At 70.1% G+C, this 21,957-nt stretch carries 21 protein-coding genes; 13 read left to right on the forward strand and 8 right to left on the reverse strand.

Annotation, left to right across the window (positions count from 1 at the left end):
- The 5 genes from mnmE (at position 1) to AC07M9_RS19010 (ending at position 5,611) form a co-directional block, all read left to right on the forward strand.
- Positions 1-1,275 carry a tRNA uridine-5-carboxymethylaminomethyl(34) synthesis GTPase MnmE gene (gene mnmE, locus AC07M9_RS18990; RefSeq protein WP_494885924.1) on the forward strand — a complete coding sequence of 425 codons (1,275 nt, stop codon included), beginning with the start codon at positions 1-3 and terminating at the stop codon, positions 1,273-1,275.
- Between the two features lie 82 nt (positions 1,276-1,357).
- Positions 1,358-3,205 (forward strand): tRNA uridine-5-carboxymethylaminomethyl(34) synthesis enzyme MnmG, encoded by a 1,848-nt coding sequence (mnmG, locus tag AC07M9_RS18995; protein WP_494885925.1) that lies wholly within the window; start codon positions 1,358-1,360, stop codon positions 3,203-3,205.
- On the forward strand, positions 3,202-3,873 hold the full coding sequence (gene rsmG, locus AC07M9_RS19000) for a 16S rRNA (guanine(527)-N(7))-methyltransferase RsmG (RefSeq protein WP_494885927.1): 672 nt from the start codon (positions 3,202-3,204) through the stop codon (positions 3,871-3,873). The genes mnmG and rsmG overlap by 4 nt, the downstream gene beginning before the upstream one ends.
- Positions 3,870-4,649 (forward strand): ParA family protein, encoded by a 780-nt coding sequence (locus AC07M9_RS19005; protein ID WP_494885928.1) that lies wholly within the window; start codon positions 3,870-3,872, stop codon positions 4,647-4,649. The genes rsmG and AC07M9_RS19005 overlap by 4 nt, the downstream gene beginning before the upstream one ends.
- A complete protein-coding gene (locus AC07M9_RS19010; RefSeq protein ID WP_494885929.1) occupies positions 4,646-5,611 on the forward strand; it encodes a ParB/RepB/Spo0J family partition protein in 966 nt (321 codons plus the stop codon). Before AC07M9_RS19005 ends, AC07M9_RS19010 begins: the two co-directional genes overlap by 4 nt.
- A 127-nt stretch (positions 5,612-5,738) precedes the next feature.
- Here AC07M9_RS19010 and AC07M9_RS19015 read toward each other — a convergent pair whose 3' ends face one another.
- Positions 5,739-6,446 carry a glycine zipper 2TM domain-containing protein gene (locus AC07M9_RS19015; protein ID WP_494885931.1) on the reverse strand — a complete coding sequence of 236 codons (708 nt, stop codon included), beginning with the start codon at positions 6,444-6,446 and terminating at the stop codon, positions 5,739-5,741.
- A gap of 136 nt (positions 6,447-6,582) precedes the next feature.
- A complete protein-coding gene (locus tag AC07M9_RS19020) occupies positions 6,583-7,065 on the reverse strand; it encodes a GAF domain-containing protein (protein WP_494885933.1) in 483 nt (160 codons plus the stop codon).
- A 61-nt stretch (positions 7,066-7,126) separates the two neighbouring features.
- On the opposite strand from AC07M9_RS19020, the gene AC07M9_RS19025 reads away from it, so the two are divergent.
- A complete protein-coding gene (locus AC07M9_RS19025) occupies positions 7,127-8,605 on the forward strand; it encodes a PQQ-dependent sugar dehydrogenase (RefSeq protein WP_494885934.1) in 1,479 nt (492 codons plus the stop codon).
- A gap of 153 nt (positions 8,606-8,758) precedes the next feature.
- Here the strand turns inward: AC07M9_RS19025 and AC07M9_RS19030 are convergent, their stop codons facing one another.
- Positions 8,759-9,595 carry a DUF815 domain-containing protein gene (locus AC07M9_RS19030; protein ID WP_494885936.1) on the reverse strand — a complete coding sequence of 279 codons (837 nt, stop codon included), beginning with the start codon at positions 9,593-9,595 and terminating at the stop codon, positions 8,759-8,761.
- A 48-nt stretch (positions 9,596-9,643) separates the two neighbouring features.
- Here AC07M9_RS19030 and AC07M9_RS19035 point away from each other — a divergent pair, with 48 nt between their 5' ends.
- Positions 9,644-10,591, forward strand: a complete 948-nt coding sequence (locus tag AC07M9_RS19035) for an L-threonylcarbamoyladenylate synthase (protein WP_494885937.1) — start codon at positions 9,644-9,646, stop codon at positions 10,589-10,591.
- A 162-nt stretch (positions 10,592-10,753) separates the two neighbouring features.
- Here AC07M9_RS19035 and AC07M9_RS19040 read toward each other — a convergent pair whose 3' ends face one another.
- The 5 genes from AC07M9_RS19040 to AC07M9_RS19060 form a co-directional block, all read right to left on the reverse strand.
- Complete coding sequence (locus tag AC07M9_RS19040; RefSeq protein WP_494885939.1) at positions 10,754-11,071, reverse strand: hypothetical protein; 318 nt, start codon at positions 11,069-11,071, stop codon at positions 10,754-10,756.
- A gap of 146 nt (positions 11,072-11,217) precedes the next feature.
- Entirely contained in the window at positions 11,218-11,754 is a 537-nt protein-coding gene (locus AC07M9_RS19045; protein ID WP_494885940.1) for a CarD family transcriptional regulator, read from the reverse strand.
- Between the two features lie 354 nt (positions 11,755-12,108).
- Entirely contained in the window at positions 12,109-12,447 is a 339-nt protein-coding gene (gene fdxA, locus AC07M9_RS19050) for a ferredoxin FdxA (RefSeq protein WP_494885942.1), read from the reverse strand.
- A gap of 18 nt (positions 12,448-12,465) precedes the next feature.
- The gene (locus AC07M9_RS19055) at positions 12,466-12,759 is read right to left on the reverse strand and encodes an RNA-binding S4 domain-containing protein (RefSeq protein ID WP_494885944.1); all 294 of its coding nucleotides are present in this window, start codon (positions 12,757-12,759) and stop codon (positions 12,466-12,468) included.
- A 19-nt stretch (positions 12,760-12,778) separates the two neighbouring features.
- On the reverse strand, positions 12,779-15,331 hold the full coding sequence (locus tag AC07M9_RS19060) for a helicase-related protein (RefSeq protein ID WP_494885946.1): 2,553 nt from the start codon (positions 15,329-15,331) through the stop codon (positions 12,779-12,781).
- 161 nt (positions 15,332-15,492) lie between these two features.
- On the opposite strand from AC07M9_RS19060, the gene AC07M9_RS19065 reads away from it, so the two are divergent.
- From AC07M9_RS19065 to AC07M9_RS19090, 6 genes are all read left to right on the forward strand, one after another.
- Positions 15,493-17,163, forward strand: coding sequence for a M23 family metallopeptidase (locus AC07M9_RS19065; RefSeq protein ID WP_494885948.1), 1,671 nt, complete (start codon positions 15,493-15,495; stop codon positions 17,161-17,163).
- A gap of 114 nt (positions 17,164-17,277) precedes the next feature.
- On the forward strand, positions 17,278-18,273 hold the full coding sequence (hemB, locus tag AC07M9_RS19070; protein ID WP_494885950.1) for a porphobilinogen synthase: 996 nt from the start codon (positions 17,278-17,280) through the stop codon (positions 18,271-18,273).
- Positions 18,266-18,838, forward strand: a complete 573-nt coding sequence (locus tag AC07M9_RS19075) for a GNAT family N-acetyltransferase (RefSeq protein WP_494885952.1) — start codon at positions 18,266-18,268, stop codon at positions 18,836-18,838. Before hemB ends, AC07M9_RS19075 begins: the two co-directional genes overlap by 8 nt.
- The gene (locus tag AC07M9_RS19080; protein WP_494885954.1) at positions 18,835-21,054 is read left to right on the forward strand and encodes a fused MFS/spermidine synthase; all 2,220 of its coding nucleotides are present in this window, start codon (positions 18,835-18,837) and stop codon (positions 21,052-21,054) included. Before AC07M9_RS19075 ends, AC07M9_RS19080 begins: the two co-directional genes overlap by 4 nt.
- Positions 21,051-21,629 carry a gamma carbonic anhydrase family protein gene (locus AC07M9_RS19085; protein WP_494885956.1) on the forward strand — a complete coding sequence of 193 codons (579 nt, stop codon included), beginning with the start codon at positions 21,051-21,053 and terminating at the stop codon, positions 21,627-21,629. Before AC07M9_RS19080 ends, AC07M9_RS19085 begins: the two co-directional genes overlap by 4 nt.
- The gene (locus AC07M9_RS19090; RefSeq protein WP_494885957.1) at positions 21,629-21,910 is read left to right on the forward strand and encodes a DUF167 domain-containing protein; all 282 of its coding nucleotides are present in this window, start codon (positions 21,629-21,631) and stop codon (positions 21,908-21,910) included. The genes AC07M9_RS19085 and AC07M9_RS19090 overlap by 1 nt, the downstream gene beginning before the upstream one ends.
- Positions 21,911-21,957: the final 47 nt, after the last annotated feature.

Below are 21,957 nucleotides of genomic sequence, written 5' to 3' on the forward strand. Positions count from 1 at the left end.
ATGAACGATACGATCTTCGCCCTCTCCAGCGGCTCGCCGCCGGCCGCGATCGCCGTTGTGCGGCTGAGCGGACCGCAGGCGGGCGCGGCACTGGACGCCCTTTGCGGAGTGCCCGAAGCTCGCCGCGCAAGCTACCGGACCTTGCGTGTTTCACGTGGAACAGTGCTCGACCGCGCGCTTGTGCTGTGGTTTCCGGGACCTCGGACCGCGACCGGAGAGGACCTTGCCGAACTGCACCTGCATGGCGGCCGGGCGGTCGTAGCCGCCACCGAACGGGCCTTGGCCGCGCTGCCCGGCCTGCGCCGCGCGGAGCCGGGCGAGTTCACCCGCCGTGCCTTCGCCAACGGCCGCATCGACCTCGCCGAGGCCGAGGGGCTCGCCGACCTGCTCTCTGCAGAGACCGAGCTGCAACGGCGCAGCGCCATCGCCATGGCCGGCGGCCTGTTTTCGGCCCAGGTCGAGGACTGGCGCGAGCGGGGTCTCGTGGCTTCGGCGGCGTTGGAGGCGGTGCTCGACTTCGGCGACGAGGACGACGTTGCCGATCTTCCCGCCGACTTCGCCGAGCGGCTGCGGGCGTTGGCCGCCGAACTGTCCGACTGGCTCGCCCGCCCCCGCGCCGAGACGCTGCGCGAGGGTTTCCGGGTCGTGCTTGCCGGGCCGCCCAATGCGGGCAAGAGCACCTTGTTCAATGCGCTGGTCGAGGACGAGGCGGCGATCACCGCGCCGCTGGCCGGTACCACGCGCGATGTGCTCACCCGCGCGGTGGCGATCGAGGGGGTGCCCTTCGTGTTCGCCGATACCGCCGGACTGCGCGACGAGACCTGCGACGCGATCGAGGCCATCGGCATCGACCGCGCCCGCGCCGCGCTGGACCGCGCCGACGTCGTGCTGTGGCTGGGCGATGAAGGGCAGGGGCCGGACAGCGCCTGGGAGATCGCCGCGCAGGTCGATCGCGTCGTGACCTCGTCGAAGGGGGCGGCCCGGCACCGGGTCTCGGCCGTCACGGGACAGGGTCTCGACACCTTGCGCCGCGACCTTGTCGAGACGGCGCGGCAGGCGATGCCGCGTCCGGGCGATGCCGCCCTGAACGCCCGGCAGCACGGCCTGCTGGAAGCGGCCGAACGGTCGCTGGGCGCCGCTCTCACCGAGCGCGACCCCTTGCTCGTGGCCGAGTGCCTGCGCCGCGTTCGCGTGGCTTTCGACGCGCTGGTCGGCCGGGCCACCACCGAGGATATGCTCGACGCACTGTTCGGCCGCTTCTGCATCGGCAAGTGAATCCGATGTTTCACGTGAAACATCGTGCGTTTCGACGCATGGCGCTTTGACGCGAATCCCGCACTGCGGTAAAGGCGCGGCCATGCATTCCTTCGACATGATCGTGATCGGCGGCGGCCATGCCGGCTGCGAGGCGGCTGCCGTCGCCGCGCGCACGGGCGCGCGCGTCGCTTTGGTAAGCTTCGATCTCGATGCGGTCGGCGCGATGAGCTGCAATCCGGCGATCGGTGGATTGGGCAAGGGCCATCTCGTGCGCGAGGTCGATGCCTTCGACGGTCTCATCGCGCGCGCCGCCGATGCCGCCGCGATTCACTACCGCATGCTCAACCGCTCGAAGGGCAGCGCCGTGCAGGGCCCCCGCGTCCAGGCCGACCGCAAGCTGTTCAAGGCGGCGATCCACCGGCTGCTGGCGGAGCAGGGCGACCTCACGCTCGTTGCCGGAGAGGCCGCCGCGCTGGTGCTCGAAGGCGGCCGCGTGGTTGGCGTGGACCTTGCCGACGGCACCCGGCTCGATGCCCGCGCGGTAGTCCTGTGTACCGGCACCTTCCTCGGCGGCACGCTGTTCCGGGGCGAGGAGCGCCTGACGGGCGGCCGCATCGGCGAGGCTTCGGCCCAGCGCCTCGCCGCGCAGATGCGTGAGGCGAGCCTGCCGATGGCCCGTCTCAAGACCGGCACCCCGCCGCGCCTCGACGGCCGCACCATCGACTGGGCTAGGCTCGACGAGCAACCTTCCGATGGTGAAGACTGGACGATGTCCGCGATGGGGCAGGGCCGCGCGGTGCCGCAGGTGTTCTGCGCGATCACCCGCAGCAACCCGCGCAGCCATGAGGTCATTCGCGCCAACCTCCACCGCTCGCCGCTGTTCTCGGGCGCGATCGGCGCACAGGGGCCACGCTACTGCCCCTCGATCGAGGACAAGATCCACCGCTTCGCCGATCGCGACGGCCACCAGATCTTCCTCGAACCCGAAGGCCTCGATACGCACCTGGTCTATCCCAACGGCATCAGCACCTCGCTGCCCGCCGATGTGCAGCTGGACATGCTGCGCACCATGGAGGGACTGGAGCGGGTCGAGATGGTCGTGCCCGGCTATGCGGTCGAGTACGATCACATCGACCCGCGCGCGCTGCGGACCAGCCTCGAACTGCGCGCGATCCCCGGCCTCTACTGCGCCGGGCAGATCAACGGCACCACCGGTTACGAGGAAGCCGCGGCGCAGGGGCTGGTCGCGGGCATGAACGCCGCCGCCGCCGTGCTCGGCCGCGAGGCGGCGGCGCTCGACCGTGCCAACAGCTACATGGCGGTGATGATCGACGACCTGACCCTGCACGGCGTCAGCGAACCCTACCGCATGCTCACCGCCCGTGCCGAATACCGGCTGCGACTACGGGCGAACAACGCCTCGACGCGGTTGACTCCGTTGGCGATCGAGGCGGGCGTGGTCGGGCCTGAAAGACGCGAGTGGTTCGCCCGGCGCGAGCAGGCTAAGGCTGCCTTGTCGGAAGCGATGGACCAAACCATCCCGGCGACCGAACTGGCCGTCGCCGGTCTCCCCGTCCGCTCCGACGCGGGCCGCCTGCAGCTGCGCGAATGGCTGCGCTTCGGCGGCGTGGACATCGCGGGCCTCTCGCCCTGGATCGACCCGGCCCTGCGCGAAGACGCCGCGCTGGTCGAGGAGATGGCCGAGGACGCCGCCTATGCGCCTTACCTCGAACGGCAGGAGCGCGAACTGCGCGACCTGCGCGCCAGCGAAGCGCTGCCGCTCGGCGACGGCTTCCCCTATGACCGGATCGCCGGCCTTTCGCGCGAGATGGTCGAGCGGCTGACGCGCGCGCAGCCCGCGACTCTCGCTGCGGCCGGGCGGCTCCCCGGCATCACCCCCGCCGCGCTTGCCGCGCTGCTTGTCCATGCCCGCAGGGAGGCCGCGTGACCACGACCCCAGAAGTGCCGACCCAAGATGTCCCGACGGAAGAATGGGCCCGCGACTGGCTGTGTGCGCTGCCCGGATGCGACGACGCGGCGATGGACCGGCTGGCGGTGCTGGTCGACATGCTACGCGAGGAAAACCAGCGGCAGAACCTCGTTTCCGCGCGGAGCCTCGATCAGGTCTGGCTGCGCCACATCGTCGACAGCGCCCAGCTGTTGCCGCATGTTCCACGTGAAACAACGCTGCCATGGCTCGACCTCGGCACCGGCGCGGGCTTCCCCGGCCTTGTCGTCGCAGCGCTGCGCCCGGAGCAGGAAGTGCTCATGGTCGAATCGCGGGCGCGGCGAATCGAGTGGCTCGACCGGGCGCGAATCGCGATGGGTCTGGGAAAGGCGCGGGTGATCGGCCAGCGCCTTGAACTCGTCGACTCGCAGCCTTGCAGCGTCATCTCGGCGCGTGCTTTTGCACCTTTGGACAAGCTGCTCGTATTATCTTCGCGATTTTCCACAAGTGACACGATCTGGCTGTTGCCGAAAGGGCAGTCGGCCAGCCAAGAATTGCAGGACCTTCGCAACTGGCGGCATGTGTTCCACGTGGAACAGTCTCTCACGGACCCGCAGGCAGGCATCATTGTCGGCACGCTTGCCGGCGGGAAGGGTAAGAGCAGATGATCCGCATCGCCATTGCCAACCAGAAAGGCGGGGTCGGCAAGACGACCACCGCCATCAATGTCGCCACCGCGCTCGCCGCCACCGGCTGGCGGACGCTGCTGATCGACATCGACCCGCAGGGCAATGCCTCGACCGGGATCGGCGTTTCGGCATCCGCGCGCAATGCCTCGTCGTACGATGTGCTGGTCGACGGCACGCCGGTGTCGCAGTGCGTGATGCCGACCAAGATCCCCGGCCTCGACCTGCTGCCCGCTACGGTCGACCTGTCCGGCGCCGAGGTCGAACTGGTGAACGGCGAGGACCGCGCCCACCGATTGCAGCGGGCGCTGCGGGCGCCTGATCTGCCCTACGACGTCTGCCTGATCGACTGCCCGCCCTCGCTGGGCCTGTTGACGCTCAACGCGCTCACCGCCGCCGACACCCTGCTGGTGCCGCTGCAGTGCGAGTTCTTCGCGCTGGAAGGACTGAGCCAGTTGCTCACCACGGTCGAGCGGGTGCAACAGCGCTTCAACCCGGACCTCGGCATCATCGGCATCGCGCTGACCATGTTCGACCGCCGCAACCGCCTGACCGAACAGGTCTCCGAGGACGTGCGCTCGTGCCTCGGCCAGCTGATCTTCGAGACCACCATCCCGCGCAACGTGCGCCTGTCGGAAGCGCCGAGCCACGGCGTTCCGGCGCTCATCTACGACCACGCCTGCGCCGGCAGCCGCGCCTACATGGCGCTCGCCCGCGAGCTGATCACCCGGCTGCCCGAGAAGAGGAAAGCGGCATGAACGACGACTCCATTGTCCGCCTGAGCGTGAATCCGCCTCCGGCCCGCGCGAAGCCCAAGGGCCTTGGCCGCGGCCTCGGCGCGCTGCTGGGCGAGACCCGGCGCGAGGAGCCCGTATCGACCTCGAACGATGGCGGCGGCAGCGCGGGCTGGGCATCGCGTGGCGGGCTCGCCGTGCTTGCGATCGCCGATATCCAGCCCGACCCGCAGCAGCCGCGCCGCGTGTTCGAGGAAGCCGCGCTCGAGGAACTGGCTGCGTCGATCGCCCAGCGCGGCGTGATACAGCCGATCATCGTGCGCCCGCTCGACAACGGCCGCTTCCAGCTGGTCGCCGGTGAACGCCGCTGGCGCGCGGCCCAGAAGGCGCAGCTGCACGAAATTCCGGCGCTGGTGCGCGAGCTGACCGACCGAGAGGTCATGGCGCTCGCGCTGATCGAGAACCTCCAGCGCGAGGACCTCAACCCGATCGAGGAGGCGCGCGCCTACAACCGTCTGTCCGAACTGGAAGGCATGACCCAGGCCGAAATCGCCCGCATGGTCGACAAGAGCCGCAGCCATGTCGCCAACTTCCAGCGCCTGCTCGCGCTGCCCGAGGGCGTCATCACGCTCGTCGAGAAGGGCGACCTGTCGATGGGCCACGCCCGCGCGCTGATCGGCTGCGACGGGGCGGAGGATATTGCCGAGGCCGCCGTCTCCAAGCAGATGTCGGTGCGCGAGATCGAGAAGCTGGTGCGCAAGAAGCAGCGCGGCGACAGCGCCCCGCGCCGGCCACGCACCGCGCGCGAGGGCAGCACACCGAACGCGGATATCGCCGCCGTGCAGAACCATCTCGAGGAATTCCTCGGCCTGCCGGTCAAGATCGATTCCAACGCCGACCTGGCTTCGGGCACGGTGACGATCCGCTACTCGACGCTCGACCAGCTCGATCTGATCTGCCAGCGGCTCACCGGCGGGGCGATCTGAGGGGGCTACCGCCCACCCTGCCCGTCATCCCCGCGAAAGGCGGGTATCCCGCTCGGTCTTTTCGGCGCCGCGGACGGAGCCGGACCCCCGCGTTGGGGGACGGATCGAGGGGTTGCGCCGCCTAATCTTACTTCGTCGGCACCAGCTTGATCCGCTTGTCCGGCACCGCTTTCGAGCGGCGGGGAATGACGCGGCGGGACGGGCGGACGGGCACGTCCTCGTAGACGTATTCGACCGTCTCGACACAGTTCGGCCTGGCCTGCGGAACTGGGACCATCATCATCGGCTGCGCCGTGCAGCACCCTTGCGCCGGGTAGCCGTAGCCATAGGCAGGCGCTGCGTAATAGCCCTGGGGCTGCGGATAGCCGCCATGGACCGGCCCGCCGGGGTAGGCGACCTGCTGGGAGTAGCGGGCGTAATAGTCGTCGAGATAGGCCTCGCACTCGTCGCGGTTGCGGCCGGTGTCTTCGGCCTTGTCGATCACCGCGCCCGCTGCCGCGCCGACCGCGGCTCCGGCGAGAGTGCCGACCGTACGGTTGCCGCGACCGGCGATGCGGTTGCCCGCCACGCCGCCGACCAGTCCGCCGATCACCGCGCCGCCGACACCCGAATCGCGCGCGGACAGGCGCTGGCGGCAGTCGGCCAGCCAGGCATTGCGACCATCGTCGCCATAACCGTTGGCGCTATGGGGCGGAGCATACTCGCGGTCCGGGTAGCCGCCGTCGTCGGCGTAGCCCCCGGCATAGTCCGCTCCGGCATGGTCGGCCTGGGCAAGCGCCGGGCTGGCGGCGAGGGACAGCGCCGCAATGGCGGCAGCACGGAGACGGAGACGCATGGGCACCCTTTCGCGGTCGGGAGGTTAGTCCCATCAGTTAACGCGAAATTTAGCATCGTGTTGCGCGGAAAACCAAGCTTCTTGCAGCTCTGGCGACGCGGTGTCCCGATCTGGTGCAGTGTGCCCCGTAGGGGCGTCAGATCGCCAGTGAGGCGACCTGCGCGATCAGCTGCATGCCGGCTGCATCCTCGTCGTCGAAACGGCCCGCCGTAGGGCTGTCGAGATCGATCACGGCGATGACGCGGCCATCGCGCAGTACCGGCACGACCAGCTCCGAGCGGCTCTCCGCGTCGCAGGCGATGTGGCCGGGGAAGGCGTGGACGTCCGGCACCACCTGCGTCGATCCCAGCGCGGCGGCGGTCCCGCAGACGCCGACGCCGAAGGGAATGCGGATGCAGGCGGGCTTGCCCATGAAGGGACCCAGCACCAGCTCGTCGCCGATCGCGCGGTAGAACCCGGCCCAGTTGAGGTCCGGCACCAGCTGCCAGATGACCGCTGCGATGTTCGCCATGTTGGCGACCGGGTCGGGCTCGCCCTGCACCAGCGCATCGGCCGCGCGGGCAAGCGCGCTGTAGAGTTCAGGCTTGGGAAGGTCGGCGTAAGCGGCAAAGTCGTACATGATGGCTCGTTAGCGCAACTCTCTGTTGTCGGCTAGGCGGCGTCCGCCTATCTCGTTGTCCATGCACCCGATCGTCAAGAAGACCGCCATCGCCTCCACCGTGATCGTCCTGGCCGCTGCCGGGCTGGTCTACTGGGGCCTCCACGCCAACAGCTCCGACCTGCCGAGCGACGCCACGGCGGGCCGGGACCCGCAGCTGGTCGACCCCGACCCGCAGTGGCTCCCCAGCATCGCGCTGGCCAAGCCGGTGGGCTGGGCGGCAGGAGAGGCGCCCAAGGCCGCCAAGGGGCTGGCCGTCGCCCGCTTCGCCGAAGGGCTCGACCACCCGCGCACCATGCTGACACTGCCCAACGGCGACGTGCTCGTGTCCGAAACCAACGCGCCCGCCGGCAACAAGCCGAGCGGCGTGGTCGGCACGGTCATGGGGCTGATGATGAGCCGTGTCGGCGCCGGCGATCCCTCGCCCGACCGCATCGTCCTGCTGCGCGACGCCGACGGCGACGGCAAGGCGGAGCTGAAGACTACGCTGCGTACCGACGACCTGCACTCCCCCTCGGGCCTCGCCTACCGCGACGGCAAGCTCTACGTCGCCAACCACGACAAGGTGCTCGAATTCGCCTTCACGCCCGGCCAGACCAGGCTGGAAGGCAAGCCGCTGCGCACGATGATGGACCTGCCGCCCGCCGGTAACCACTGGATGCGCAACCTTCTGCTGAGCGAGGACGGCAAGCACCTCTACGTCGCGGTCGGCTCGGCCAGCAACATCGCCGATGGCGGCATGGAGGCCGAAGCGGGCCGTGCGATGATCTGGGAGATCGACGTCGACACCGCCCGCCGCCGCCAGTTTGCCGCGGGCATGCGCAACCCCAACGGCCTCGGCTGGAATCCCTCCACCGGAGAGATGTGGGCGACCGTGCAGGAGCGCGACATGCTCGGCCCGGACCTCGTGCCCGACTACCTCACCAACGTCCCCGTCGGCGCGCAGTACGGCTGGCCGTGGGTGTACTGGAAGACCACCTTCGACGAGCGCGTCGAGTGGCCGATGCAGACCTACATGATCGAATATACCCGTAAGCCCGAATACGCGATGGGCGCGCACGTCTCGGTGCTGGGCCTGACCTTCGCGAACGGCGGCAACCGCATGGGCAAGGGATACGAGAACGGCGTCTTCATCGCCCGCCATGGTTCGTGGAATCGCCGCCCGGCGGCGGGCTACGACGTCGTGTTCGTGCCCTTCGATGCCAACGGCAATCCGAAGGACGTGAAGCCGCAGCCGGTGCTCACGGGCTTCCTCAAGGACAATGGCGACACCCACGGCCGCCCGACCTGGGTCACCTGGGACAGGACCGGCGGGCTCCTCGTCAGCGACGACACCGCGGGCATCGTCTGGCGCGTGATCTCGCCGGGCGCGCAGCCCTCGGCGGCGATCAAGCCGGTCGTGACCGAGCACATGAAGCCTCTCGAGGAGATCAAGGACCCTACCGCCCCGAGCGAGCTGATGGGGGGATTCCGCAAGGAGGCCGACAAGCTGCTGCCTTGAGGGGTTGAGGCAGAAGCTAGGGCCATCGCCCCAGCTTCTGCCTTGTATGGTCGTCGTGCGCGGCGCCGCTTTTATCCCTGACCGTCACTTTCGTCGCGGGAATGACGAAAGGGAAGATGCGCCGCGATCGGTGCGCGGGCCCTGCCTCGTCTCTCAAATCGCCTTTCCGGCCCGGCCCGCCAGTTCATTCACATACTGCCACGCCACGCGCCCTGAGCGCGCCCCGCGCCGACGCGACCATTCCAAAGCGTCGCCCGGTTCCCATTCCAGCCCGAACGCGCCAGCGTATCCGCCGATGATCGCGAGGTAGGCGTCCTGATCGCAGTTGTGGAAGCCCACCGAGAGGCCGAAGCGGTCGGCGAGCGCGAGCTTTTCGTCGACGAGGTCGCGCGGGTTGATGGGGTCGTCCTGCTCGGCCATCGAGCGGCCGACGATGGCGCGGCGGTTGGACGTGACGGCGAGGCGGACGTTGGCGGGGCGGGCCTCGACACCGCCTTCGAGCCAGGATCGCAGCACGCGCGGACCGGCGCCGTCGCCGTCCTCGAAGCCGAGGTCGTCGATGAAGACGAGGAAGGCGCGGTCGATCCTGCCGAGCGCGGCGAACAGCGCGGAGACACCGGCGAGCGCCTCCTGCGCGACCTGGACGAGGGCGATGCGGCCGGGATGGGCGGCATCGGCGTCGCGGATGGCGGCGCGCAGGACGGCGGACTTGCCCATCCCGCGCGAGCCCCAGAGCAGCATGTCGTGCGCGGCATGGCCGGCGGCGAGGCGCTGGACGTTGGTAACCACGCGCTCCTTCTGGTTGTCGATCCCGCGCAGCAGGTTGAGCGCGGGCGCGTCGAGGCGGTCCACGGCGCGGGCGGCGCTGCCGGTCCAGACGTAGGCGGGATGCGCGAGCCAGTCGGTCTGCGGCACGGCGGGCGGGGCGAGGCGCTCCAGCGCGTCGGCAATGCGGGTGAGGAGCTGGGCTTGGTCTTCGGTGCCGGTCATCGCGCGCTTTTCCTTGGCTTTCGTCGCGCGCGGCTATAGCGGCGGGGCATGGACCACGCCAGCAAACCCGCGATGCTCGACGACGGACCGGACGGCATTGCCGCCGCCGCCGCCCTGCTGCGCGGCGGCGGGCTGGTGGCGGTGCCGACGGAGACCGTTTACGGGCTCGCGGCGCGCGCGGACCGGGACGAGTCCGTCGCAGCCATATATCGCGCCAAGGGGCGGCCGAGCTTCAATCCGCTGATCGTGCATGTTGCCGACCTGGCCTCGGCGCAGGCACTGGCGCATTTCGATGCGCAGGCGCTGAAGCTTGCCCAGGCGTTCTGGCCGGGCGCGCTTACCCTGGTTCTGCCGCTGCGCGGCGGCGCGCCAATCGCAGCGGCGGTCACGGCGGGGTTGCCGACCGTGGCGCTGCGCTGTCCGGCGCACGGCGTGATGCGCGCGGTCATTGCCCAGACCGGCCTGCCGCTCGCGGCGCCCTCGGCCAATCGCAGCGGCGGGGTGAGCCCGACCGAGGCCGCGCATGTCGTGGCGTCACTAGGCGCCAAGCTGGACGCGGTGATCGACGGCGGGCCGTGCGAGGCAGGGCTGGAATCGACGATCGTCGCGCTGCGGGGCGAGGGGCGCTGGCAGGTGCTGCGTCCGGGCCCGATTGCCGAGGCGCGCATCGCGGCGGTGCTCGGCACGGCGAGCGAGCCGGTGACCTCGCAGGCGATCGAGGCGCCGGGGCAGCTTGCGAGCCACTACGCGCCGGGCAAGCCGGTGCGGCTGGGCGCGCTGGAAGCCGAGGCGGACGAATTCCATATCGGCTTCGGCGCGGTGGCGGGCGATGTCACCCTCTCGGCCGGCGGCGATCTTCTCGAAGCGGCGGCGCGGCTCTACGCGGTGCTGCACGAGGCGGCTGGGGCAAGGCAGCCGCGCATCGCGGTCGCGCCGATCCCGGACAGCGATATCGGCGAGGCCATCAACGACAGGCTGAAGCGCGCCGCCGCTTAGGCACGACCGAATCTCCGTCATCCCCGCGTAGGCGGGGATCCCGCTTGTTCTTGTTGGGGTGCAAGGAAGCGGGGCCCCCCGCCTACGCAGGGGCGACGAAGTGTTTGGATGAAATGGTTGTGAGTGTTGGCGCGGTATACGCTCACAATCTACCGCTCGCCGTCAGTATCGGCTGCTCGACCGCACAGCCTGGATATCCGCGTAATCGTCGCGCGCCAGGTCGCAGGACTTTTCATCCCCGGCGCGGCATTCCTTGAGGTGCTTCTGGTAGCGGCGGTCGAGCTTGCCCAGTTCCTCCTCCTGCTTGCGAACCTGGCGGCCGCGCTTCTCGTCGGCTTCGGACTGGCTGGTGGTGGTCCAGTCGACCGCCTTGCCGGCGACGCGGACGGGGGCGGTGACGACGCTGGCGACAGTACTGACGCAGCCGGACAGCAGGGGCAGGGCGACGAGCGCGGCGAGGAGGGCGGGCCTTTGGATCATGCCTGCAGGGTCACACGGGGCGAATGACAGCGCAATGAACGACTGCGCCGCACCGGCACGATTGTCGCACGAACCGCCAGTCCCCAAAGCGAAGGGCCGCCTCCTTGCGGAGACGGCCCTTGCCGTGTTTCACGTGAAACGCCGGATCAGGCGGCGGTTTCAGCGGTATCGTAGTACTTGGGCGCGTGCTCGTTGAGGATCGCGAGGATCTTCTTGAGCGCGGCAGGCTCGTCCGTCTTTTCCATGGCCGCGAGTTCGCGGGCCAGGCGCGACGAGGCGGCCTCGAAGATCTGGCGCTCCGAGTAGCTCTGCTCGGGCTGGTCGTCGGCACGGAACAGGTCGCGGGTCACTTCGGCGATCGACACGAGGTCGCCCGAATTGATCTTCGCTTCGTATTCCTGGGCGCGGCGCGACCACATGGTGCGCTTCACCTTGGGCTTGCCGGTCAGGGTCTGTAGTGCTTCGCGCAGGGTCTTGTCCGACGACAGCTTGCGCATGCCGATCGATTCGACCTTGTTGACGGGAACGCGCAAGGTCATGCGCTCTTTTTCGAACCTCAGTACATAAAGCTCGAGCTGCATCCCGGCAATTTCCTGCTTCTGCAACTCGATGACACGTCCTACGCCGTGCTTGGGGTAAACGACGTAATCTCCAACATCGAAGGCATCGGCCCTGGTTGCCATGTATCGTCCTTTCACCTGCAGGGTTCCCGTTGTCCCGGACAGGGAGAGAACCGGGGGCGCGACTCCGAGGGCGCATGCGCCCCCACCACCCGGTCAGATCACTCTCCCAACCGTCTGCTTTCGAACCCTGCCTCACAAATGAAGATGCCTGCCGAACGAGCAGAGGGCTCGGGCAGTTGGACGATTATATAGCAGCTATGCGCGAAAATTGCCAGAGCCGCGAAAACGTTTTCGTTTTGCGTGTCCGGGCGTGCCCCGAAGGGAGACGGACGGCGCGATTTCCAAAGGAATTTTTGCGCGCCGGCCGGGACGCCGGGATTGCGCGAATCCCGGCTCCGGTAGTTTAGCCGGGCGTCAGTCGCCCTCGCCGGGTTCGGCCGAGAAGAACTTCTCGAACTTGTCCTCGACGCCCTTCATCTCGTCGGCGTCCTCGGGCGCTTCGCCCTTCGAGGTGATGTTGGGCCATTCCGCCGAGTACTTGGCGTTAAGCTCCATCCACTGCTCGAGGCCGCTCTCGGTGTCGGGAAGGATCGCCTCGGCGGGGCACTCGGGCTCGCAGACGCCGCAGTCGATGCATTCGCTCGGGTTGATGACGAGCATGTTCTCGCCCTCGTAGAAGCAGTCCACGGGGCAGACTTCCACGCAGTCCATGTACTTGCACCTGATGCAGGCGTCGGTGACGACGTACGTCATGAGTGCGGCTTCCTTCCTTCAGGCGTCATTCGATTGCGGCGCTGCTATGGGAAGAGCGGGTCCGCCGTCAAGCATTCTGTAGCAGGCTTGGGCTTCGCTGGAAGGCCCTCGGCGGAGGGGGAGTGAAAGGACTTCTATCACCCGCACTCCGGTAGCTATCGGCACCGTAAGCACGTCGCCCGGAACGATCTTCTGATGGGCGCGATCGATGCGGCGGCCGTTGAGGCGGATGTGGCCTTCCTCGGCCAGCGCCTGCGCCAGCGGACGGGTCTTTGCGAGGCGCAGGAACCACAGGAGCTTGTCGACCCTCATGGCGCGGGCACGACGCGCATCACCGCACCATGTCGGCCAGCGCCGAGAAGGCACCGTCGCGCTTGATAGCGACGGGAGCGGCCGCTTCGACCTGCCGGCGCGGCGGGCGCCAGCGCCAGCGGACCGGCGCGGGCGGGCCATGCGCGGCCTCGGCCAGCGCGCGCGGCATCAGCGGGTTGAAGCCGGCGAGGCGGAGCAGCCGCGCATAGCTTGCCGTGGTCAGCCCCATCGAGACGGCCCGGGCGGGATCGAGCGCGAATCCGGTGCGGCCGCGCTCGGCGGCGGCGCGGGCATCGTGCGCCTCGCGCAGCAGCTTTTCGGCCATGTCGAGGCGCAGGAGCTGCTTGCCGAGGGTGCGGTAGCCCGGCGGCGGGCGGCGGTTCGACGCGGGCAGGGCGGGCGCCATCTGCGGCGCGGGCGCTTCGGCGGCGGGCTTGCCGGCGATCTCTGCCAGCTGGCGCCAGAGCGCGATGGCCTGCGGGCGCAGCATGGCGGGCACGAACAGGTCGAGCGCGCCGACCCGCACGCCGAGCCGCGCGAGCATGGCGCGGCGGCCCTTGTCGAGCCGGTCGACACCGGTCTCCTCGCGCGGGGCCATGCCGCCGCGTTCGACCAGCGTGATGAGCAGGGCGCGCAGGTCCGGTCCGGCGTCGGGCGCGCGGCTTGCCTCGTCGAGCTTCGCCAGCGGGGCGAGGGGGGCGAGGGCGGTGCCCAGCCATGCCTCCAGCGCCGCCACCAGCGCCTTGCGCGCAGGGCCGGGCACGGCGTCGAGCGTGCGGTCGGGCACCAGGACGGGGGTCAGCAGCGACTTTCCGGGCGCGAGGCCGGCCAGTTTCTGGCCGTCCCAGACGAGCGCACCGCCCTCCAGCGCGATCGCGGCGGAGCCTTCGTGGATCGCCTCGACCAGCGCGTCGGCGCGCCTGAGCAGGAGCGAGGACAGGTGCTTTTCCGCCGCCGCCAGCAGCAGCTTGCGGTCGGACAGGCGCGCGCCGGGATCGACCTGGAAGGCGAAGCCGCGCAGGGCGCCGATGTGCTCGCCCTCGACCAGCACTTCCTCATCCTCGAGCCGCACGGAGAGCAGGCCGGCGTCGGTGCCGAGCTTGCGCATCAGTACGGCGGTGCGGCGGTTGATGAAGCGTTCGGTGAGCTTGCCGTGGAGCGCGTCGGACAGCCGCGCCTCGACCGCGCGGGCGCGCGCGGCCATCTCGTCGCGGGCGAGGACCCAGTCGGGGCGCTGGCAGATGTAGGCCCACGAGCGGATCGCGGCGATGCGGCCCTGCAGCGTGTCGATGTCGCCGCCGGTGCGGTCGAGCTGGGCGATCTGCGCGGCGACGTAATCGGCGCCGAGTTCGCCCTGGCGCAGGTCCTGCCACAGCCGCGCGACGAAGCGCGAATGGGTTTCGACGCCCTGGTGGCGGAAGTCGGGCAGGCGGCAGACGTCCCAGAACCGGCGGACCTGGCCCAGCCCGCGTACGGTGTCCGCGACCGCGCCTTCGTCCGCGAGGCGCTTGAGCACGGCGAGGTCGATCGCCTCAGGCGCGGGGGCGAGTTCAGGGCGCATCGGCGGGGTTTCGAGGTCGGCGATGAGCGTCGCGAGGCTGTCGAAGCGCGGTTCGGGCTCGCGCCAGAACAGCTTGGTCAGCGGGGCGAAGCGGTGCTCCTCGATCGCGTAGATCTCTTCCGGCTCGAACTCGGAATCGTGCCCGCCCGAGCCCGTCAGCGTGCCGAAGGTGCCGTCCTTCTGGTGGCGCCCGGCGCGGCCGGCGATCTGCGCCATCTCGGGCGGGGTGAGGCGGCGATGGCGGCGCCCGTCGTACTTGGAGAGGCCCGCGAAAGCGACATGCTCGACATCGAGGTTGAGCCCCATGCCGATGGCGTCGGTGGCGACGAGATAGTCGACCTCGCCCGACTGGTAGAGCGCGACCTGCGCGTTGCGGGTCTGCGGGGAGAGCGCGCCCATCACCACCGCTGCGCCGCCCCGGAAGCGGCGCAGCATCTCTGCAATGGCGTAGACCTGCTCGGACGAGAAGGCGACGATGGCGCTGCGCGGGGGCACCCGGCTCAGCTTCCTGGCGCCCGCGTGGCTCAGCGTGGAAAAGCGCGGGCGGGTGACGATCTCGACCCCCGGCACGAGCGCGCGCACCAGCGGCTCGGCGATCGAGGAGCCGAGGATCATCGTCTCCTCGCGGCCGCGTGCGTGGAGCAGGCGGTCGGTGAAGACGTGGCCGCGCTCGCGGTCGGCGGCGAGCTGCGCCTCGTCGATGGCGACGAAGGCCATCGAACGCTCGGTCACCGGCATCGCCTCGGCCGTGCAGAGCAGGTAGCGCGCGTTCGGCGGCTCGATCCGCTCCTCGCCGGTGATGAGTGCGACGCTCTTCTCGCCCTTGATCTTGACCACGCGGTCGTAGACCTCGCGCGCCAGCAGGCGCAGCGGGAAGCCTATCATGCCGCTGGAATGGGCGCACATGCGCTCGATCGCGAGGTGGGTCTTGCCGGTGTTCGTCGGCCCGAGCACGGCCTTCACCCCGGTAGGGGCGTCGTTTCGTGCCGAGGCATTCCGGTCGTAGGCCATTGCCGGGAATGTGGCATCGCGGCTCGTCGCTCGCAAGAGTGGCCCCGCCGAAACCCCCCATGCGAATCCACAATCTTAGGCGTGTCTTAACCTTGTAACGGCATGGAATTCGCACAGGGCCGCGCTGGCGGATCAACCGGGTTGCACGAAGGACCGCGCGTTTGTTCAGGGCGCTAAGGCAGGACCGCACCGATCGCCACGACGGTCGGGCCGATATTTCAAAGGCGGCGGCGGCCGCGCATCTCACGCTGCACGCGCACGAGCAGGTGCCCGCCGAGACGGTGCGCGAGCCATCCGTCGTGCTTGCGTTCCCCGCGCCTTTCGCGAGGGTCCAGCCCCCGGCGCCGACGCCCGCCGCTCCGCCCGCCCAGCTTTCCATCTACCGCGATGCGGTCGAGGCCTGGTGCGCCCGCGTCGATCTTGCGCCCGATCTGGCCGCCGACATCGGCAGTCGCACCTGGCTGCGCGGGCTCGCCACGATGCTCGGCCTCGGCGCCGCCGCCATCGCGCTTTGCCCGAATTTCGCGGCCGTGGAAGCGGCGACGGCGATGCCGCTCGACGCCTCGGCCCGCGACGAATTCCGCAGCCAGTCGATCGCCCCGCTTGGCCTCGGCGCCGCCAGCGGCCGCCACATGGGCGCGACGCCGCGGGTGCGCCCGCTCACCGGCGTGCCCGAGCGGCCGGCCATCCAGATGGTTTCCACGCTCGGTTCGGGCGACAGCCTCGGCCGCATGCTCGAACGTGCCGGGCTGGGCGGCGGCGACATCGCGCAGGTCTCGGCGCTGGTGGCGCAGGCGGTCCCGGTAGGCGACATCGCCGCGGGCACCCCGTTCGACATCACGCTGGGCCCGCGCCCCGCCGCCGGAGCCCCGCGCGCGCTCGCCTCGCTCGATTTCCGCGCCCGCTTCGACCTCGACCTTTCGATCGAGCGCAGCGGCGGCGCTCTCGCGCTGGTGCGCCGCCCCATCCGCGTCGACGAAACCCCGCTGCGCATTCGCGGCACCGTTGGCCCCAGCCTCTACCGTTCGGCCCGCAATGCCGGGGCGCCGGTCGCGGCGATCCAGTCGTACTTGCGCGCACTCGACAAGTACGTCAGCCTGGAGAGCGATCTGGGGGCGAAGGACCAGTTCGACCTCATCGTCGCCTACAGGCGCTCGGCCAAAGGCGAAAAGCAGGTCGGCGACCTCCTCTACGCGGGCGTCGAGCGCGCCGGGAAGCCCAGCCTTCAGCTGGTGCGCTGGGGCAAGGACGGCGGGATGTTCCCGGCCGGCGCAGTGGGCCAGGCGCGCAGCGTGCCGATCGGCCAGCCGGTCGCGGGACGCATCACCTCGCCCTACGGCGCGCGGCGCCATCCGATCCTGGGCTACGTGCGCATGCATGCGGGGATCGACTTTGGCGCGCCTTATGGCTCGCCGATCTACGCGGTGGCGGACGGCACGGTCACGTTCGCCGGACGCCACGGCGGGCACGGCAACTACGTGCGGCTCCAGCACGGCGGCGGGCTCGATACCGGCTATGGGCACATGAGCCGCATCGCGGTGGCGCCGGGCAGCCGGGTGCGCGCCGGGCAGGTGATCGGCTATGTCGGCTCGACCGGGCTGTCCACCGGCCCGCACCTCCACTTCGAAGCCTATCGCGGCGGGCATACGATCAACCCCGCCGGGATCGCCGTGATCGCGCGCCCGCAGATCGACGGCCGCGAGCGCGACGCATTCAACGCCCGGCTGAGGGCACTGCTGGGCATCACGCCCGGGGCGGCGCTCGGTTCCGTGGCGCCGGTGCCCAGCGCGGTGGTCGAGGCGGGCCGCGAGATCGACAAGATCGCGGGTTGAGCCCCCTTCCTCCTCCTGCGGGGGAGGAAGGCGAGTCCCTCGCGCAATCCACACCCCCCAAATCGCAACCCTCGCGCAATTGAAAGCCCGCGCATTTTGCGGCAAGCACCCGGCATGACCGGCACTTACCCCCACACCCGCCTGCGCCGCGCGCGCGCCACCGCCTGGAGCCGCGCGCTCCACCGCGAGACCGTGCTGACCCCGGCCGACCTGATCTGGCCGCTGTTCGTCACCGAGGGCGACGGGGTGGAGCAGCCGATCGCCTCGCTGCCCGGCGTGTCGCGCTGGTCGGTCGACGGCATCGTCGCGCGCGCGCGCGAGGCGGTGGACCTCGGCATCCCGTGCCTGGCGCTGTTCCCGCACACCCAGCCCGAGCGCCGCAGCGAGGACGGGGCCGAAGCGCTCAACCCGGACAACCTGATGTGCCGCGCGATCCGCGCGATCCGCGACGATCTGGGCGACAAGGTGGGCCTGCTCACCGACGTCGCGCTCGATCCCTACACCAGCCACGGGCAGGACGGTCTGATCGACGATGCGGGCTACGTTCTCAACGACCAGACGGTCGAGGCGCTGGTGGGCCAGTCGCTCAACCAGGCCAACGCGGGCGCGGACATCATCGCGCCGTCCGACATGATGGACGGCCGCATCGGTGCGATCCGCGATGCGCTGGAGGACGCGGGCCACGTCAACGTCCAGATCATGAGCTACGCCGCTAAGTACGCCTCGGCGTTCTACGGCCCGTTCCGCGACGCGGTGGGCTCGCGCGGGCTGCTCAAGGGCGACAAGAAGACCTACCAGATGGACCCGGCCAACGCCGAGGAAGCGCTGCGCGAGGTCGAGATGGACCTGGCCGAGGGCGCCGACAGCGTCATGGTCAAGCCCGGCCTGCCCTACCTCGACATCGTGCGCCGGGTGAAGGAGGCCTTCGAGGTCCCGGTCTTCGCCTACCAGGTCTCGGGCGAATACGCGATGATCGAGCATGCCGTGGCCGCCGGTGCCGCCGACCGCGACGCGATGGTGCTGGAGACGCTGCTCGCCTTCAAGCGTGCGGGTTGCTCGGGGGTGCTGACCTACCACGCGGCCCATGCCGCGCGGCTGCTGAATGGCTGAGGCGGGGGCCGGGATGTTCCACATGGAAACCGCGCGGCTGGTGCTGCACGACTGGCAGGCGGGCGACATCGACCGCTTCGCGCAAGCGACCAACACCCCCGCCGTCATGCGCTGGCTGGGCGGGGTGATGGATGCGCAGAAGCTCGCCGCCTTCGAAACCCGGGTCATCGAACGCCAGCAGCAGCTGGGCCACACCTTCTGGGTGACCGAGCGCAAGGACGACGGCGAAATGCTGGGTTTCTGCGGCCTCAAGCTGATCGACGCGCCGGAAGCGCGCTTTATTGGCGAGATGGAGATCGGCTGGCGGCTGCGCGAGGACGCCTGGGGGCAGGGCTATGCGAAAGAGGCCGCCGCCGCCTCGCTCGAGCTCGGCTTCGGCCGCTTCGGCGCGCGCGAGATCTTCGCCATCACCAACATCGAGAACACCGCCAGCTGGGGCCTGATGACCCGCCTAGGCATGCGGCGGCGCGCGGAGCTGGACTTCGTCGATCCGCGCTTCGAACCGCCGATCGGCGACACCATCGTCCATTCGATCACGGCGCAGGAATGGCGCGGCGGGGCATGAGCGACCGCTCGGGAAGAGCGGCGCGCGGTCTGTTCGTCGCGACGATACTCGTCGGCAGCTTCCTGCTGTTCCTGGTGCAGCCGATGGTCGCGCGCATGGCCCTCCCCAGGCTGGGAGGCGCGCCGAACGTCTGGAACAGCGCGATGCTGGTCTATCAGGCGCTGCTCCTGGCGGGGTACGCCTACGCGCATGTGCTGGGCCGGCTGCCGCTGCGGCGCCAGGCGGCGATCCACGTCGCGCTGCTGCTGCTGGCCGCGCTGACGCTGCCTGTCGCCCTCGTCGCACTGCCGCCGATCGCGGGGCTCTCCGAGGCGCTGTGGGTGCCGCTGCTGCTGGCGCTCAGCATCGGCCCGGTGTTCTTCGTGGTCTCCGCGCAGGCGCCGCTGATGCAGCGCTGGTTCGCCGCCGCGCCCGGCGCCGGCGAGCCCTGGGCGCTTTATGCCGCATCGAACCTCGGCAGTTTCGCGGGGCTGCTCGCCTATCCGCTGCTGGCCGAGCCGCTGCTCAGCCTGCGCGCGCAGAGCCTCGCCTGGAGCGCCGGATTCGCGCTGCTGGTCGTGCTGGTGGTCGCCGCCGCGCTGAGCCGCCGCAGCCTTGCCGCCGCACCGGCAGCGGTGGAGGCGCGGGACACCGCCCCGATTCCCCGCCGCACCGTGGTGCTGTGGCTGCTGCTGTCCGCCGTGCCGTCGGGCCTCATGCTGTCGACGACGACGCACCTCACCACCGACATCTTCGCGATGCCGCTGATCTGGGTGATCCCGCTCGGCCTCTATCTGCTCAGCTTCGTGTTCGCCTTCGCCGACCGGCGCGGGCCGGTCACGGCGGTGAGCCGGGCGGCGCCGGTGGTCGTGCTGCTGGCGGGCAGCTACGCGATGCTCTCGAACGGCTCGGGCACGCTGTGGGCGGCGGGGGCGGCGTGCCTGCTGCTGCTGTGCGTCGCCGTCGCGCTCCATGGCCGGCTCTACGACCTGCGGCCCGGTCCGGCGCAGCTCACCCGCTTCTACCTGACGATGTCGGCGGGCGGGGCGCTGGGCGGGGTGTTCACCGCGCTCGTCGCGCCGCTGGTGTTCGACTGGGCGTGGGAGCACCCGATCCTGGTCCTCGCCGCCGCGCTGCTGATGCCGCTCACGCCGCTGCTGCGCTGGCGAGACAGCGACGGCATCGAGCCCGGCATGGCCCGCATCGCGCTGGTGTTCCTGTTGGCCTTCGCGGCGTTCCTCTCGTGGCAGATGAGCGACTACGCGCTGCAGCCGGACAGCAACCTGCGGGCGGCCGTGCTGACGATCTTCCTCGTCGGCACGGGGATCATGCTGATGCCCTGGCGGCCGGCGTTCGCCGCGGTGCTGGCGATGGCGATGGTCGCGCAGGGCGGCTTCTCGACCATCCGTGCGACGCTGATGGGCGAGCGCACGCGCAGCTACTTCGGCATCTACACCCTGCGCGACGACACCGACGAGGGCATGCGCACGCTCGCCCATGGCACCACGCTGCACGGCATGCAGTCGCTCGACCCCGCCCACGCGCGCGAGGCGCTCACCTACTACGGCCCGACCTCGGGCGTGGCGCTGGCGCTGAAGGCGGCGCCGGCGATCGAGGGCGCCAAGGCGCGCGTCGGCGTGGTGGGGCTGGGCACCGGCTCGCTCGCCTGCCGGGCGAGCGCCGGGCAGCGCTGGACCTTCTTCGAGATCGACCCCGTGGTTCTCGACTTCTCGCGGCAGGGGCGCTTCACCTTCCTGCGCCAGTGCGCGCCGGATGCCCCCGTCATCCTCGGCGACGCCCGGCTGAAGCTGGCCGACCTTCCCGCCGCCTCGTTCGACGTGCTGGTGATCGACGCCTTCTCGTCCGACGCCATTCCCATGCACCTGCTCACCCGCGAGGCCCTGCAGGTCTACCTGCGCGCGCTGGGCCCGCGCGGCGTGCTGCTGCTGCATATTTCCAACCGCTACATCGACCTTGCCCCGGTGATCGGCGCCAATGCGCACGACGCGGGGCTCGGCGCACTGTCGCGGCTGGACTTTCCCGAGGACACCACCCGCTACACGCCCTCGCGCTGGATCGCCCTCTCGCGCGACCGTGCCGTGCTCTCGGCCCTTGCGCGGGCGGATGCGGATAGCCCATGGTCGCCGCTCGAGGAACGGGCGGCGGGGCCGTGGACGGACGACCATGCGTCCATCCTCCCGCACGTCCGCTGGGAGAGGCTGACAGGACACCCATGACTGCCCAAAATGCGCAAACGACCCGCACCGACATCACCCTCGCCGCGATCAACGGCAAGGCACCGAGGATCCATTCCAGCGCCTTCATCGCGCCGGGGTGCCGCATCATCGGCAATGTCGAGATCGGCCCGGACGTCAGCGTCTGGTACAACTGCGTGATCCGCGCCGACGTCCACCGCGTGGTGATCGGCGCACGGACCAACATCCAGGACGGCTCGGTGGTCCACTGCGACAGCCCCAAGCCCTCCAACCCCGACGGCTTCCCGACCATCATCGGCGAGGACGTGCTGATCGGCCACCTCGCCATGGTCCACGGCTGCACGCTGGAGGACCGCGCCTTCGTCGGCCTCGGCGCGATCGTGATGGACGGCAGCTACATCGAATCCGACGGCATGCTGGCGGCCGGCGCCCAGCTTACGGGAAAGCGCATCGGCGCGCGCCAGCTCTGGATGGGCCGCCCGGCGAAGTACCTGCGCGACCTCGACGACGCGGCGGTGGCGGCCAACCAGGCGGGGGTGAAAGGCTACGTCATCAACGGCCGCATGCATGCCGAGGCGCTCGGGCTGCGGGGCTGATGGCCAAGGCGCGGGCGGAGTTACCTTCGATTGAGGCTTTGCTGGCGATGATGGACGGGGAGGGGCGGCTGGCATTGCGCGTGACGCCGGGCGCACGGGTCGAGGCGCTGGAGATCGTCAACGGCCGCCTGCTCGCGAAGGTCCGCGCCAAGCCAGAGGACGGCAAGGCCAACGAAGCCGTGCGTGACCTGCTCGCCCGCGCGCTGGGACTGGCGCCGTCGCGGGTCCAGCTGCTGCGCGGCGCCACCTCGCGCGAGAAGCAGTTCCGCATCGAGACCTAGATTATCGAATGAAGATATAGATCAAACCCCGACGAGGGGACGACGGG

The sequence above is a fragment of the Novosphingobium sp. GW821-FHT09E05 genome (assembly GCF_059416165.1).